Below are 15,864 nucleotides of genomic sequence, written 5' to 3'. Positions count from 1 at the left end.
ATACCAAAGATCAATCGAACGGTGAAAAACTACCGATTGTTATAAAAAGAAAGTAATTTTAAGCCCAATTACAATTTTACAACTACTATGTTAGATTTTATCGCAAAAGGGCTGACCAAGGTTTTCGGAACCAAGTCAGACCGAGATATAAAAGAATTATACCCTTTCGTAGGAAAGATCAATACCGCTTTTGACCAACTTTCTTCGATCACGGACGAGGAGTTACGAAACAAAACCATTGAAATCAGGGGAGTGGTCGATTCGGAATTAAAGACCTTTGATGATAACATCGCCACGCTCAAAGCGGAGATAGAAGCATTGGCACCGGACAAAGTGCATGAAAAAGATGCCCTTTTCAATCAGATAGACAAAGTAGAAAAAGACCGTAACGAAGCCTTGGAAGTGGTACTTGAAAAAGTATTGCCTGAGGCTTTTGCTGTCGTTAAAGAAACCGCCAGAAGGTTTAAAGAAAATGGCAAGCTGGTCGTCAAGGCCAATGACTATGACCGTGAGCTTTCGGCCAAAAAGGACAATGTGGAAATCAACGGTGATGACGCGATCTGGCACAACCAATGGCTGGCAGCAGGAACCGAAATCACTTGGGACATGCTCCACTATGATGTGCAGCTAATCGGTGGTATTGCCCTTCACAAAGGAAAAATTTCCGAAATGGCCACCGGGGAAGGTAAAACCCTCGTGTCCACCCTTCCGGCCTACTTGAATGCCCTTGCTGGCCGGGGAGTACACATCGTGACTGTAAACGATTACCTTGCCAAAAGGGACAGCGAATGGAACGCTCCCTTGTTTGAATTTCATGGCCTGACCGTAGACTGTATCGATAAGTACCAGCCAAACTCCGCCGGAAGACGAAAGGCTTATAATTCAGACATCGTTTACGGAACCAATAATGAATTTGGCTTTGACTACCTACGGGACAATATGGCGCGAAATGCAGACGACCTGGTCCAAGGCAAGCATCACTTTGCCATGATCGATGAGGTCGATTCCGTATTGATCGATGATGCCAGAACTCCCTTGATCATCTCTGGGCCTGTCCCAAGAGGCGATGAGCATGAGTTTTACGAGATGAAGCCAAGGGTTTCCACCTTGGTGGACGAGCAACGGAAATTGATCCAAGGCTACCTTTCCACGGCCAAAAAACTGATCGGAGAAGGCAACCAAAAAGAAGGTGGACTGGCACTGTTTCGGGCTTACCGTGGCATGCCCAAGTACAAGCCTTTGATCAAATACCTGTCCGAGCCAGGAATAAGGGTAGTGCTCCAAAAAACAGAAAACTATTACCTTCAGGACAACAAGCGAATGATGCCGGAAGCGGACGAACCGCTGTTGTTTACCATTGACGAAAAATCCAACACGGTGGATCTCACAGATAATGGTATTGAGGTAATTACCAAGAAAAATGAAGATTCCAGCTTCTTTATCCTTCCTGACATCGGTACGGAAATCGCCGAAATGGAAAAGGATGAGAGCATAGACGATAAAGAAAAGCTCATTCGCAAAGAGGAGATCATCAAGGATTACGGGGTCAAGGCTCAGCGTATCCATACGGTCAACCAGTTGCTGAAGGCATACTGCATGTTTGAAAAAGACACGGAGTACATCCTGGTAGACGGCAAGGTAAAGATCGTCGATGAACAGACTGGTCGTGTCATGGAAGGCAGAAGGTATTCCGATGGACTACACCAAGCGATAGAAGCCAAGGAAAATGTGAAGGTAGAGGACGCCACCCAGACCTATGCCACCATTACCCTTCAGAATTATTTCCGGATGTACCATAAACTGTCCGGGATGACCGGTACAGCGGAGACCGAAGCCGGGGAGTTTTGGGAGATCTACAAATTGGATGTGGTGGTCATCCCGACCAACAAGCCTATCCAGCGTGATGACCGTGACGACAAAGTCTATAAAACCGTCAGGGAGAAATTTAACGCCGTAGTGGACGAAATCAATGAGCTGACCGAAGCTGGGAGACCGGTACTGGTGGGTACGACCTCTGTGGAAATATCCGAGGTTCTCAGCCGTATGCTGACCCTCAAAAAGATCAAGCACCAAGTATTGAATGCCAAGCAGCACGCCAAGGAAGCCGAAGTCGTCGCAGAGGCAGGTAAGCCAGGTACCGTGACCATCGCCACCAACATGGCCGGTCGTGGAACGGATATCAAGCTGACTCCTGAGGCCAAAAAGGCCGGTGGCCTTGCCATCATCGGTACCGAACGCCACGAATCCAGACGGGTGGACCGGCAGCTCCGTGGTCGTGCAGGCCGCCAAGGAGATGTGGGCTCCTCACAGTTTTTCGTTTCACTTGAAGATAGCTTGATGCGTCTCTTTGGCTCAGAACGGATTGCCAAACTGATGGACCGAATGGGACTGGAAGAAGGAGAAGTGATCCAGCATTCGATGATTTCCAAATCCATCGAAAGGGCTCAACGCAAGGTTGAGGAAAACAACTTTGGTGTTCGTAAACGCTTGCTGGAGTACGATGATGTCATGAACTCACAAAGGGAGGTCGTTTACAAGCGCCGTAAAAATGCCCTGATGGGCGAAAGGCTTGAGCTGGACATCCTGAATGTGATGTACGACGTCTGCGAGGGCATCGTCGAAGTGGCCAAGTCCACCGAAGACATGGAAAGCCTCCGCATGAACATCTATAGCTCTTTGGGCATTGACTACAAATTCAGCGAGGATGACATCAAGTCCAAGCCAGCCCCTGTCCTAAGCCAGGAATTGTTTGATGCTTCTTATAAAAACTACGTGGCCAAAAACCAACGTGTCACTGACCGGGCCCTGCCTGTTCTCAAGGACGTCTACGAAAACAGAGGAGCCACTGTAAAGGAAATCATGGTGCCCATCACTGATGGTATCAAACAAATCGGCGTGGTGTGTAACCTGCAATCCACCCTTGATAATGAGGGGCGTGATTTGATTCGGGCCATCGAAAAAAATGTCACCCTTGCCATCATCGACCAAAACTGGAAAGAACACCTTCGCGATATGGACGACCTGAAGCAGTCTGTTCAGAATGCGGTATACGAGCAAAAAGATCCATTACTGATCTACAAATTCGAGGCTTTTGAAATGTTCAAACGCTTTGTGGGCAAGCTAAATGAGGACGTCATTTCCTTCCTTGCCAAGGCAGAGCTTCCCAAGCAAAATCCCGATCAGGTGAGGGCTGCTCAAGCGCAACAGCAACCAGAACCAAAAGTCCAAGCATCAAAAGAGGAAGCCAATAGCACCTTGAATCCCCATGCCAACAGGGCTGCTCAGGCTGCCGCTGCGGCTAACAGAGGGGCTCAAAAACAAGCGGTAGCTCCTCGCAAGTCTGAAAAAGCCTATGGCCGAAACGACCGGGTTTCGGTGCAGTACACCGATGGAAACGTGAAAAAAGACGTGAAATACAAAAGTGTTGAGCAGGATATCACTTCTGGCAAGTGTGTTGTTATAGAAGATTAAAAAAACTATGAAAAAGCATATCGCTTATCTTTCCCTTTTCGTGGTCATCCTATTGGCAGGGTGTGCAGGTGGAAGCAAAATGAGTAAATCTGCTGCTGCCTACAATGACTACCAAGAAAACCTTTCTTCCTACCGGGAGACCTATCCAGATCTTCCCAAAGAAGAAAGCCTGTCCTCTTCCCAAAACAATGGCCCCGTAAGTTCAGAAGCTGGTGATCCGGTGGACAGTGACCTACAGGCTTCTCTGAAAAACTTTGCACGTACCAATGCCAATCGGGGTGTTTACAATGGCTTTACCATTTTAGTGTATAGTGGAGTGGATAGGGAAAAGGCTTTTTCTACCCGAAACAAGCTTTATAACACCTTGCCCGAGCAAGTAAAAGCTGAAATGGAATACGAGCAGCCTCGTTACTTGGTAAAGGTTGGCAGGTATATCAACCGAATTGAGGCGCAATCACTCTTCCATACCATCAAACAGGAATTTCCAGGTGCCCGGATCATCCAGCAGCGCTTTGGAAAAGAAGAAGAGACGGAAGAAATCGAAGAATCGAAATAGCCAGTATGCTTAAAGATACCATCAAGAAGTTGGCAGCTGACCAGCTTAACCAAACGATAGCGATCCGCCGGCATATCCATGCCCATCCGGAACTTTCCTTCGAAGAGCATCAAACCTGCGCTTTTGTGGAAAAGCACTTGCAGGAAATCGGCATTACGAATATCCAGCGCAAGGCCAACACTGGACTCGTCGCACTGATCGAAGGTAAAAACCCATCAAAAAAAGTCATCGCATTACGTGCAGACATGGACGCCCTTCCGATCGTCGAACAAAACGACGTCCCTTATAAATCCAACAAAGAAGGAGTCATGCATGCTTGTGGACATGACGTGCACACTTCTTCCCTTTTGGGTGCGGCCAGCATCCTTCATGCCGTGAAAGACCAATTTGAGGGAACGGTAAAATTGATTTTCCAACCTGGCGAAGAAAAAATCCCTGGAGGGGCTTCCTTGATGATCAAGGATAAGGCCCTGGAAAATCCCCGGCCAAGTGGTATTGTAGGCCAGCACGTGATGCCGCTGATCGATGCAGGAAAAGTTGGTTTTCGTAAAGGGATGTACATGGCCAGTGCAGATGAACTATATCTAAAAGTCATCGGCAAAGGAGGCCACGGAGCCATGCCGGAAACCTTGGTAGATCCGGTATTGATTGCCTCGCACATCATCGTCGCATTACAGCAAGTCATCAGCCGTAACGCCAGTCCAAAAGTACCTTCTGTACTTTCCTTTGGCCGCATCGAAGCCCTCGGAGCGACAAATGTGATCCCAAATGAGGTAAACATTCAAGGTACATTCCGTACGCTGGATGAAACATGGCGGGCCGAAGCCCATCAGAAAATGGTCAAAATAGCCGAAGGGATTGCTGAAGGCATGGGGGGATCCGTGGATTTTGAAGTGCGCAAAGGTTATCCTTTTTTGCAAAATGCACCTGAACTGACCGACCGGGCCTATAAAGCTGCCCAAGCATACCTAGGAGAGGAAAATGTAGAAGACTTGGATATCTGGATGGCTGCTGAGGACTTTAGCTATTATACCCAAGAAATGGATGGCTGTTTTTACCGCCTTGGTATCAGAAATGAGGAAAAGGGCATTACCAGTGGCGTGCATACGCCTACCTTTGACATTGATGAGAGTGCCTTGGAAGTGGGCGCAGGATTAATGGCCTGGATAGCCATCAACGAGCTGATGTCGGAAGCTTAATTAATTACTGATAACCTATGAAAAGACTTTTTTTTGCGTTTGTGCTTTGCGCCTTGGTGAACACCCAGTCATTTGGCTGGGGCAAAACCGGCCACCGGGTAGTCGGGCAAATTGCCGAATGGCATCTGAGTAAAAAGGCACAACGGAATATCGCGGCCATCCTTGGCCAAGAGTCCCTTGGAATGGCTGCCAATTGGATGGATGAAGTGCGTTCGGACAGGGCTTATGATTATGCTTATACCTGGCACTTCTTGACAGTCAGGGAGGGCAAAGGTTATGAGCCTGAAATCCAAGAAGAAGATGGGGATGCCTATGCGGTGATGTTACGCCTGATCGATGAGCTTAAAAACAAGCCCTTATCTTTAACCAAAAGACAAGAAAACCTTAAAATGCTCATCCATATCGTGGGTGACCTCCATCAACCTCTCCATGTGGGCACGGGGGAGGACAAAGGCGGCAATGAAGTGGAAGTCACATACTTTGGCCAAAAAACCAATCTGCACACCGTGTGGGATACCAAAGTGATCGACCGGCAAAAGCTGAGCTATACCGAACTGGCAGATCACCTGAACCGACAGACGGACAAGGAAATGGTCAAAGCACTTCAAAACGCCCCATATGCCGACTGGCTAAAAGAAGCCGTCAACCTTCGGGGAAGTGTTTACGATCTTCCAGCCAGCAAGCGACTGTCTTACGAATACGATTATGTCACTTTTCCCGTCATCGAAAAGCGCTTGCTCGCGGGAGGAATCCGGTTGGCGGGCATTCTCAACGAAATTTACGGGTGAAAAGATGATAAAAGGTGATGATTGCAGGGCTTAATCATCGACGGCACGATTAGGATAAAAGTGTCTTTTTCACCTCTTGGGGAGCATACTTGTTACGGTACTGTACTGGAGACAGCCCTGTGATTTTCCTAAACACCGTCCGAAACGCCTTGGTATCGCTATATCCCACCTCATACATTACCTCACTGACATTTTTCCGGCCTTTCTCCAATGCTTTTTTTGCCGCTTCAATTTTAACGCGCTGCATATATTCCACGACCGTATTACTGGTAGCCTGCTTAAACCGTCGCTCAAAGCTCCTACGCCCGACTCCGAATTTGAGCGCAAGTTCTTCCACATGGACCTTATCCTGAAAATTTTCTTCGATATATTTTTGGGCACCGAGTATGGCATCATCATGATGCTCCTTTTGTCCGTTAAAGAGGATAAATGGGGACTGACTGTTTCGGTCAATATCAATCATAAATGATTTGGCCGCCATTACCGCCATCTCCCTGCCCAGGAATTTTTCAATAAGGTAGATGAGCAAATTGGTAAAGGAAAATGCCCCTCCACTGGTATAAAGCCCATCGGAATCGGTAATGATCTTATCATCAACCATTATGGCCTTTGGGAACCGCATTCGAAAGTCATTGGCAAACTGCCAATGCGTGGCCACTCTTTTGCCATCCAGCAACCCCGTGGCTGCCAGAAAAAAAGCACCGATGCACAAACTGGCCACTTCAGCTCCTGCTTTATACTGGTTGATAATCCAAGGGATTAACGGCCGATTGGCTTCCAAAACCTCATCAAAATCCCCATGAATCGCAGGAATCACAATCAAGTCCACTCTATCCACCTCACTGATGAGCCGGCCGGGATGGATCTCAAATAACCCGGTACTTTGCTGGGTTGGCCTGGAAAGCCCTACCAGCTGTAAGTCAAAATATGGCTGCCGCCCTGATTGGATGAGCCATTGATTTACCCAAGAAAACACATGATGCGTACCTTCTATGTTGACTACACTAAAATGGCCCACTGGAATTAAGATTGCTACACGTTTCATTTCTTCAAGATACGACCTAAAACTGTCGCAATCAACCCCTTAGTTGGACGTATTTACACACCAGTTTTTATAAAATAGTCTTGTAAGTTTGTATATAACCTAAAACAATAAACACCATGCCTGGAAAAATTTTCGTAAACCTACCGGTTAAAGACCTCTCTCGGTCCAAAGCCTTTTTCGAACATTTGGGGTTTAATTTTAACCCACAGTTTTCCGACGAGAAAGCCGCATGTCTGGTCATCAATGAGGACAATATCTATGCGATGCTGCTCACGGAGCCTTTCTTTAAGCAATTTACTAAAAAGGACATCGCAGACGCCAATAAGACCACCGAGGTGCTCATTGCCCTAGACATGGACAGCAAGGAAGCCGTAGACGAGATGGTCATCAAGGCAGTAAATGCATGAGGAAGCACCTACTCAGACCCGATTGACCAAGGCTGGATGTATCAGCATAGCTTTGCTGATCCTGATGGGCACCAGTGGGAACTTTGTTTCATGAACGTAGCCGCCATTCCTAACGAATAAAACCATGATCAAAATAAACCCATACCTCAGTTTTGATGGAAACTGCAAAGAAGCCATGACCTATTACCAGCATTGCCTGGGCGGAAAGCTCTCCTTTATGACCATGGCCGATGGCCCAATGGCAGAGGAAACCCCTCATGAACAGCTCACCCAAATCATGCATGCCGAGCTCCGAAATGGGGAACTGGTATTGATGGCCACTGACATGCAAGGGCCCGATGGGCACCGCCCCGGAAATGATATGGGTATACAGCTGATCTTTGATGACGAAGCTGAAATACACCAATGCTTTGACCGACTGGCAGAAGGTGGGGAAATCTTTGAACCAGTGAGGAAGCAGTTTTGGGGGGATATTTTCGGTGTCCTCCGAGATAAATTTGGTAAGAAATGGCAAGTCCTCTTACCGTCAAATCAAAAATAAACTAATCATGAAAGCAGCCAAAGATGTATTTGAAGCCTTTGAGGAAATCAGCTCACAGTTGATTTCCCACTTAAAGGCCCTATCAGAAAACCAGCTGAACGCCATTCCTTTCGAGGGCTCGTGGACGGCCGCCCAGGTTGGGGACCATCTCTTCAAGTCTTATGCGGTGGTGCACACCTTGAAAGGTAACACCACGGCATGCGACCGAAAAGTGGACCAAAAAGTATGGGATATCAAAAACGTCTTTTTGGATTTCACGATAAAGATGGCATCACCAGAAGCGATCCTTCCTGAAACCAGCCCCATTTCCAAAGCTCAACTCATCGGTCAATTAACCGAACGAATCGAGCAACTGAAAGCGCTAAAAGATGAAGATCTTCAGCAGGTGTGTCTGGACTTCATTATTCCAGAATATGGTGAATTTACCCGATTGGAATGGATGTGGTTTACCGTTTTCCATACGCGGAGACATGTCTATCAGCTTGAAAAGATCATGGGTAACCTCCCCAAAAACTTCGTTCATCATGTCTAATCATGCTCATCCACGCAAAATCATTTTGTCCATGATGGTCTCCCTCGATGGCTATTCCGAAGGGGAGGAAGGGGACATTAGCTGGCACCGATGGAATGAGGAGATGGATGCCTATATGATGGATTTCTTTCCTGCTGTGGATACCTTTATCTATGGCCGCAAATCCTATGAGCTGATGCTGGAATACTGGCCGGATCAGAAAGGGGAATTTGCGCAGGTGATGAATGACACACCGAAACTGGTATTTTCAAAAACCCTAGAAGAAGCCCGTTGGAACGGCAGCATCATAGAAGACGTTAATCCCCAATTCATACATCAACTCAAAGCTCAACAGGGAAAGGACCTGGTGCTCTTTGCAGGAGCCAATCTGGCGGGGAGTTTTATCCGCCATCATCTGATCGACGAATACCGCTTCATCATAAACCCCGTTGTATTAGGGAAAGGGAATGATCTATTCCAGAAAATAAAGGGACCTTTGGCTTTGGAACTAAAGGCATCGAGACAATTTTCATGTGGGAATACGTTACTTCATTACATTGACCCACTAGCATGATAACCCAAACATCACAAAGAAATGACTGAAAAAGGAAAGTTTTTAAAAAAGTTTAACGAGGCCTTTGCGGCCAGTGATGTAAACTACATTGCAGCACAAGTTACCGACGATGTCGAGTGGACGATCATAGGAGACAAGACCCTTACGGGGAAATCCGCCTTCATCGAAGAACTCGAAAAGATGGCCGTAGATACGACCGGAAAGGCCGAAATCGAGCAAGTGATCACCCACGGCAAGGAAGCTGCCGTCAGGGGCACGATCATCATGGAAGCGGAAAAGGTCAGGAGGTTTGCCTTTTGTGACACCTATGTCTTCAGTGGATTCAAAAATCCCAAAATCAAGAAAATGGTTTCTTTTGTCCAAGAAGTCAGTTGAACCCAAAACCAATTTAATCATGTTACAATCTCATCTCGCATTCAGCAGTTTCGCCGTTAAGGACATCAAAAAAGCCCGCAAATTTTATGGAGATGTACTAGGGCTAACGGTCACCGAAAATGATATGGGCATTTTGGAAGTGGAAACTTCCGGCAATCAGCCGATTATCATTTACCCCAAACCTGACCATCAACCGGCTGTTTTTACGGTATTGAATTTTCAAGTAGATGATATCGAAAAGACTGTGGACGCATTGACTGCCACAGGCATCGTCTTCGAACAATATACCGGTAATATCCAAACCGATGCGAAGGGAATCTGCAGAAATGAAGAAGGCCCACAAGTCGCTTGGTTTAAAGATCCGGAAGGAAATATTCTGTCGGTATTGGAGGACTAAGCGGATACCCAAGGAATTCTACTGGAGCAATCGCACAAATGCTTGTTTTTAAACATTTTGAATTTATTTTTTAGTATTTTATTTACATTTTTACGCTTTTCAAAAAATAAAGAGGGATAATTGTCTAAATTTATTCCGTTAATTTTTTGTTCCATTTACCTTTTTTGTCATGAATAAAACAAGCTACCTACTGTTAATCTTTTTGCTTGCCCTATCCGGCTGCATGCAAGAAGCTAGCGATGAAGCCCCTCAACTTGGCATCGTCAACCTCTCAAGCATTACGTTTGAGGACATGGAGCATTATGCGCCAAACCACCGCAGCACCTCGCTTTCGGCCTGGCAGCATATCTTGCCCGAAGAGGCTGAAATAACCTTTACCGATAAAGCGACCGGTCAGGAATATCACCTCACGTACAATCCTTATGATTTACTTTCCGGAGCCACGATCGTTTTGCCCTATGGGCAATACTCCTACTACACTAAAGTATGGGGAGCCGAGGAGGCAAAATACCTGCCATATAAGCTTAGTGGAGAATTTGAGCTGAATCGCGCTGCGCTGGACATCACGGTAAAAGCCACGACAAAATTCGGATTGATCACATTGGATGCCACCCATGTACAAGAGGCTTACCTTGACCACGGAAAAGCACTTCAGCTTACCGAAAACGGCAAATACTATTACCTATATGTAAGAAAAGGCAGCAATCGGACCCTATCAGTGGTGGAAAATTTCAGCCATCAAATGCTACAACAAACCATCACCCTAAAAGGCTTCCACCATTACCACTATAAATTGGACCTGGAGAAAGAAGAAACGGGTCTGCAGCTTATCAAGCTGAACCTGGGCGAGTTTCACTTCGATTTTAGCGATGTCAATATAGATGGAGAAGGACAAACCGTCACGGATGCGGAAGGCAATGTTTACCCGGTAGTGAAAATCGGCGATCAATATTGGCTAGGGGAAAACCTTCGTTCTGCTACCTATTGTAACGGAGAACGCATTCCGCAGCATCCGCTTCCCATGAAATGGGAGGACAATGAGGATGGAGCATATGTCCTCACTAGACAGGATGCCGAGCGACAGGTTACCAATTTCTACTATCCGACTTCTGTGGCATCAAGTGAAAACAACATCTGCCCGTGCAACTGGCATGTAAGCACGGACGAAGATTGGAAGATATTGGAGCGCTACTTGGGCATTGCCGAAAGTGAGCTGGAGAGCAATTCCCACCTTCGAGGAATTGCTGCCGAGTTGGCTGATAAGATCATGGCCAATGATTGGTTGGACTACTATCCCCCTTATCTTACAGGCATAACCATCACCAATGCTTCAAGGTTTTCGGCCTATCCTACCGGAGGGGTGGACTTTGATTATGAAAGTGACTATTATTTTGGCGTCAACACGGACGATGTCAGCATTTGGTACAGTTTAGATGAAGCATCCAGTGCTAACCCCATGCTCAGCAGAGCCATTTCCCCTACGGGCAATGGTGTCTATGACGGTTCTGGGATTTTACGCGGCCGATCCGGCTATGGCAGCCATTTACCCATTAGATGTGTGAAAGATTGAGGTGAAGGCTCCTCTAAAGATTTGGATGTATTGTCAAAAGGGCCATTTAAAAAGGTACGGCTAAATTTGCGGCCATAAAAAAAGCCTCTCCGAAAATAAATCCGGAGAGGCTTTGTAGCCCCTATTGAACAAATGTCGAACCTTTTTCTACGGGATTTGAGGTTGATGGAGGAGCTGTATAATATGATTAAGTCTAAAAATTTGATTTAAGTATTATCTGCTTTCATAAAATTTCCAGGCCGGAGAAAATTGCCAGAATATTGAGGTCTTTCCAAAATACCTCAAGCTCATATAATATCCTTTAATCCTGTTTTAAGGAGCTGACTGGACTGAATTCGAACCATTTGGCAGAGGATTTGAGGTTGTTGAGTTGGTCATTGCAGGCTAAAAAATGAACTGTCATATCCAACCCATGCGTACGTTGGTGAGAGGTGTACTCCTGCGGTTCTAGTCGGGGCTGTCTATTCAATTGTGGTACCTTTTTTTATTTGAATTATTTCTTGCGACAGACTATCCACTTTTGAGTTTAGATTCTCCATTTGGTTAAGACTTTTCTCTTGATTCACAATGATGCTGTCCTTGGTTTCAATCATTTTGACCAAGTTGTCATTAATTGAACTGGTTGAGCAGGAGTGAATTCCGAAAATTATTCCTGTTAAAACACCTAAAATTGCTATCGCCTTATCAGCAATTTTTAGAAAGGTGTTTTGCCTACTTTTCTGGAACTCCTTGTAATAACTTGAATTTCTAATTAGGATCTCACCATTTTGAGTAAGGCTATATTTTAAGCTGTCTCCTTTATATTTAGGAGCAAAAACGGATAGATTACCATCCCTTTCCATTTCAAGAATAGCAAATTCAATTTCATTCTTGTCAAACTTGATATTCTCTAAAAGTTCCTCCCTTGGAGCCATAGGAACATCCTTGTCCATTAAATATCTGAGGATTCTATCTTTTACGTTATTCTTTTTCATTTGCAAGTATTCCAAGATGCCTTGGTCAAAGCATTATGTCCTAAGAAATTGAAAGCTTCTCCTAAATTTCGTTACTCATTCATTTTCTTTCAAACACTTTGATTCCCGTAGATTACCCAATTAATATCTATTTTTTCTTTGCTGTTAAAGCTTTCAATCTTTTCAATAATTGAATGTCTGTGCGCCACACCACACAAAAAGACAGCCTTATCAAATTGATTATTTCTGCAATACGAATAAATATTTTGCATCATCGAATTTTCATAAGCATCAATATCTTTATCAGCAGCTTTATTTAGCTTATTATCAAGCAAAAGATGGCATTCAAACATTCGCATTTTCTCTTGTAGATATATACTTTTTGCACTATTGAGAAATAGAAAGCCTTGCTCGCTGGCTAACGAATTAAAATCATCAAGCATCGTTTGAAACTGACTATTCTCGCAAACGAGGTCGTATTTCTTTTCAAATGAATCAGATAGTCCATTGTCAAGTACAGGAACATATTCAAACGGGGAGCTATGGCAGTATTTCTGAATAGCTTTTATCTCTAGTTTTCGATGATGTACTCCAAATGAGGAAAATATATTCTTCTCATAGTTTGAATAGGTATTTTCGAGAGCTTCCAAAAAAATAATTTCCGGGCTTACTTTCTCTAAAATAGCACACAGGGCATCAGCATTACATTTTCCCATTTCTTTGTGCACGGTGCTAATAAAAGTGATGTTATTCATTGATTTTACTTGTTGGAAGTGTAATCTTCCCTTAACTAGCTACACCCAAAACTAAAGAATTCCAATCCCACTTATTGTTGTTGTCCTGTTGTAATGTGGGAAACTCGCAGAGTTTTCCATATTTCAACAGGAACTCCGTCGGGGTGAGGTATCCCAGTGCGGAATGCGGCCTCACATTGTTGTACATCCATGCCCATGCGTTGGCATAGGTCCTCAGTTCAGCCACGCTGTCGAACATGTCCCGGTCAAGGACATCATGTCGAAAGGTCCGGTTGAAGTGTTCTACCAGGCTGTTCTGCGTGGGTTTGCCCGGTTGGGTAAATTCCCATTCGATACTATTCTCCACGCACCATTCTTCCATAGCCGCCGAGATAAACTCAGGACCATTGTCCGAGCGGATTTTCTCCGGTTTGCCGCGCCAGCTGACCAACATTTCCAGTTCCCGTATTACTCGCCGGGCCGGAAGACCTGAGTCGACCACAATGCCGAGAGCCTCACGGCTGAAGTCATCAATGATATTCAGCGTGCGTATTTTCCTGCCACAGGCAAGTGTATCATGCATGAAATCAAGGCTCCATGTGATGTTGGGGCCGAGAGGACACAGCAAAGGTGCCTTTACCCGGACCGGAAGTCTTTTCTTCCGCTTGTTCCTTAGGTTCAGCCGCATGGATGTGTAGACCCGGTAAACCCGTTTATGATTCCACATATAGTGCAGCTTGCGAAGCCGTTTGTACATCAACCAAAAACCCCACGTCTTGTATAGCTCCGCAAGCCCCGAAAGTTGCTCAATGATCTCGCTGTCGTCCCTGCGCCTGGGGCGATAATAATATACCGAGGTGCTCATATGGAACAGCATACAGGCCTGCCGAAGGCTCAATTTAAACTCCTGATGAGCATAGCCCACCAGTTCACGCTTCTCGGCAGGCCCTAAAGCTTTTTTTCGATAACGTCTTTCAATACCGTATTCTGCAGCGTCAATTCGGCAACGATCTTCTTGTACTGGGCCAGCTCTTTCTCCATTTCTTTCATCTGCTTGAGCTGGGAGAGATCCATCCCCGAATACTTGCTCTTCCAGTTGTAAAATGTTCCCTGGCTAATACCATGCTCTCGGCAGATCTCCGATACCGAACGACCTGCCTCCTGAGAGCCCAGAATCTTGATGATCTGAGCCTCGCTGAAATTACTTCTTTTCATACCCTAAATTTATTTAAACTACATTTATATTCGTAGCTAATTTTAGGGAAGATTACACTTGTACCTTCTGTTTTGAAATATTCTTTGCGCCTTCTTTGTTTTCTTCCTTTTGCTTGATAAACCACTTAATAATTTCAGGAAATTGTCTGATTGTGGACTGAATTGCTTGAGTAATTTCTTTTTGGGTATTCTTCTTGTTTTTTGGTGGTTTTGGAAGCTTCTTTTGAAAATAGTTATATATTTCGTTTCGCAATTGGTCGTTCTGAATACTGTTGCAAATTCTTGTAAAGTCTCCCCTTAAATCATTACTATTTATCCAATTATCATCTTTTGTTAAAATGTTACGGTGTCTCTCTAATATTGCCACCAACTTGTTTATATTCCCAACTTTCTCCTATATATACTCTTCTCGAAAACCAGTAGCTTGTTAAATACCACTTTTCTCCTTAAGATCATTATAAAGTTTAGACTGACCACCTGATCCAGGTAAATAATTATCTCTTGTAAAGTCTTCTGATGTGAGGTCGATCTTTTCGAAAATCTCTTTGTATTCTTCTAAACTAATGACTTGCCCCGTTTTATTAAGATTTTTATAAATATCTCCAAGGAATCTATTAAGTGCTATAAAGCCAGTGGAGCGATTTAAGATTCTATTGGGTTCTACTTTCATCCATGCCTCTTCCCATTTATTTTCTATTGTTTTGAAATAATTCCAAATTGTTTGGGCAATTTTCCCATCTTCTTCATTTAAAAACAGAGGTCTTAAAAAATATTTTTCATAATCATTCCCTGTGTATTCTTCAGGACTTCCACCCCGTCTATAGAGATCTCTGTCTTTCATTTTATCTTTAGTGATATACCTTAAGATAGCTTCAACAAATGTAGCTTGTGTAATCGTTTCCTTTTCATTGTCTTCGGCCACTCCAAGGATTTTTATTTTATCTTTAAATGGGCTGCCGTCCTTTTGGTTTAATGCTCGCGCAATATTATGAACCGTTCTTTGGGGGCTTCTGGAAGTTGCGAATTCAAACAGATCATAGGATAATGATTTATTTACTTTGGTATGTGTTTTATTAATGGTAGAAAAGACAATTGCTTGATCTTCTAATTCCATATCTACAAAAATTGTAACATTTAATTGAAATTTGTCACCGGGTAGATCACAATTGTTAAGCCCCGCGATTCGATGCTGGCCATCTAAAACTTTGGCTACATTTTGATTTCTTTCAATTATCAACTCATCCTTTTCAGGATCATATGTAGCATTTTTAGATGAAATTGCTAAAATGATGCTCGTTGGGAATGTGGCATCAATAAGATTAACATACTTCCCAATTTCCTTTTCTCGCCTAGGGCTTAGAGGACGTTGAATCCCAATATATTCTTCTACTTCTCTCTTTTCATCTTTCAACCTCCTTACATCAGCATAGGAAATAAATTCTAAATCGTCATAATTAATAACACCAATATAAAACTTGCCTATTGGCTGGATTACTTCTAGACACTTTATAATTACCTGTTGATCCAT

Annotated in this window: 17 protein-coding genes; 11 read left to right on the top strand and 6 right to left on the bottom strand. The window is 44.4% G+C overall.

Annotation, left to right across the window (positions count from 1 at the left end; all coding sequences use genetic code 11):
• The first annotated feature begins 87 nt into the window (after positions 1-87).
• From secA to ECHVI_RS06975, 4 genes are read left to right on the top strand one after another with little or no spacing between them, the layout of a single operon-like run.
• Positions 88-3,471: a preprotein translocase subunit SecA gene (secA, locus tag ECHVI_RS06990; RefSeq protein WP_015265258.1), complete on the top strand. Its 3,384-nt coding sequence runs from the start codon at positions 88-90 to the stop codon at positions 3,469-3,471.
• Between the two features lie 7 nt (positions 3,472-3,478).
• Positions 3,479-4,027, top strand: a complete 549-nt coding sequence (locus tag ECHVI_RS06985) for a hypothetical protein (protein ID WP_015265257.1) — start codon at positions 3,479-3,481, stop codon at positions 4,025-4,027.
• A 5-nt stretch (positions 4,028-4,032) separates the two neighbouring features.
• The gene (locus ECHVI_RS06980) at positions 4,033-5,226 is read left to right on the top strand and encodes a M20 metallopeptidase family protein (RefSeq protein WP_015265256.1); all 1,194 of its coding nucleotides are present in this window, start codon (positions 4,033-4,035) and stop codon (positions 5,224-5,226) included.
• Positions 5,227-5,243: 17 nt separating this feature from the next.
• Positions 5,244-6,014 (top strand): S1/P1 nuclease, encoded by a 771-nt coding sequence (locus ECHVI_RS06975; RefSeq protein WP_015265255.1) that lies wholly within the window; start codon positions 5,244-5,246, stop codon positions 6,012-6,014.
• A 49-nt stretch (positions 6,015-6,063) separates the two neighbouring features.
• Here the strand turns inward: ECHVI_RS06975 and ECHVI_RS06970 are convergent, their stop codons facing one another.
• On the bottom strand, positions 6,064-7,059 hold the full coding sequence (locus ECHVI_RS06970) for a GlxA family transcriptional regulator (RefSeq protein WP_015265254.1): 996 nt from the start codon (positions 7,057-7,059) through the stop codon (positions 6,064-6,066).
• A gap of 116 nt (positions 7,060-7,175) precedes the next feature.
• Between ECHVI_RS06970 and ECHVI_RS06965 the strand changes: the two genes are divergently transcribed.
• The 7 genes from ECHVI_RS06965 (at position 7,176) to ECHVI_RS06935 (ending at position 11,434) form a co-directional block, all read left to right on the top strand.
• Positions 7,176-7,466, top strand: coding sequence for a VOC family protein (locus ECHVI_RS06965; protein ID WP_245553450.1), 291 nt, complete (start codon positions 7,176-7,178; stop codon positions 7,464-7,466).
• 124 nt (positions 7,467-7,590) lie between these two features.
• Positions 7,591-8,007, top strand: coding sequence for a VOC family protein (locus ECHVI_RS06960; protein ID WP_015265253.1), 417 nt, complete (start codon positions 7,591-7,593; stop codon positions 8,005-8,007).
• Between the two features lie 7 nt (positions 8,008-8,014).
• The gene (locus ECHVI_RS06955) at positions 8,015-8,539 is read left to right on the top strand and encodes a DinB family protein (RefSeq protein WP_015265252.1); all 525 of its coding nucleotides are present in this window, start codon (positions 8,015-8,017) and stop codon (positions 8,537-8,539) included.
• Positions 8,532-9,092, top strand: a complete 561-nt coding sequence (locus tag ECHVI_RS06950) for a dihydrofolate reductase family protein (RefSeq protein WP_015265251.1) — start codon at positions 8,532-8,534, stop codon at positions 9,090-9,092. Before ECHVI_RS06955 ends, ECHVI_RS06950 begins: the two co-directional genes overlap by 8 nt.
• Positions 9,093-9,113: 21 nt before the next feature.
• Entirely contained in the window at positions 9,114-9,467 is a 354-nt protein-coding gene (locus tag ECHVI_RS06945; protein ID WP_015265250.1) for a nuclear transport factor 2 family protein, read from the top strand.
• A 19-nt stretch (positions 9,468-9,486) separates the two neighbouring features.
• The gene (locus tag ECHVI_RS06940) at positions 9,487-9,864 is read left to right on the top strand and encodes a VOC family protein (protein WP_015265249.1); all 378 of its coding nucleotides are present in this window, start codon (positions 9,487-9,489) and stop codon (positions 9,862-9,864) included.
• Positions 9,865-10,033: 169 nt separating this feature from the next.
• Positions 10,034-11,434: a fibrobacter succinogenes major paralogous domain-containing protein gene (locus tag ECHVI_RS06935; protein WP_015265247.1), complete on the top strand. Its 1,401-nt coding sequence runs from the start codon at positions 10,034-10,036 to the stop codon at positions 11,432-11,434.
• 461 nt (positions 11,435-11,895) lie between these two features.
• Here ECHVI_RS06935 and ECHVI_RS06930 read toward each other — a convergent pair whose 3' ends face one another.
• The 5 genes from ECHVI_RS06930 to ECHVI_RS06905 form a co-directional block, all read right to left on the bottom strand.
• Complete coding sequence (locus tag ECHVI_RS06930; RefSeq protein WP_041738397.1) at positions 11,896-12,408, bottom strand: hypothetical protein; 513 nt, start codon at positions 12,406-12,408, stop codon at positions 11,896-11,898.
• Positions 12,409-12,497: 89 nt separating this feature from the next.
• Entirely contained in the window at positions 12,498-13,142 is a 645-nt protein-coding gene (locus ECHVI_RS06925; protein ID WP_015265245.1) for a hypothetical protein, read from the bottom strand.
• A gap of 31 nt (positions 13,143-13,173) precedes the next feature.
• Positions 13,174-14,336 (bottom strand): IS3 family transposase gene (locus ECHVI_RS06920; RefSeq protein ID WP_245553448.1). Its coding sequence is split into 2 segments (ribosomal slippage): positions 13,174-14,084 and positions 14,084-14,336, totalling 1,164 coding nucleotides; the frame shifts between segments, so codons are not numbered across the junction.
• 52 nt (positions 14,337-14,388) lie between these two features.
• Positions 14,389-14,703: a hypothetical protein gene (locus tag ECHVI_RS06910; RefSeq protein WP_157501278.1), complete on the bottom strand. Its 315-nt coding sequence runs from the start codon at positions 14,701-14,703 to the stop codon at positions 14,389-14,391.
• Positions 14,704-14,763: 60 nt separating this feature from the next.
• Positions 14,764-15,864, bottom strand: a complete 1,101-nt coding sequence (locus tag ECHVI_RS06905) for a DGQHR domain-containing protein (RefSeq protein ID WP_015265242.1) — start codon at positions 15,862-15,864, stop codon at positions 14,764-14,766.

Source organism: Echinicola vietnamensis DSM 17526, assembly GCF_000325705.1.
GTDB classification, from domain to species: domain Bacteria; phylum Bacteroidota; class Bacteroidia; order Cytophagales; family Cyclobacteriaceae; genus Echinicola; species Echinicola vietnamensis.
The sequence above is the reverse complement of the archived record's forward strand: the minus strand, read 5'-3'. Positions and strand labels throughout refer to the sequence as shown.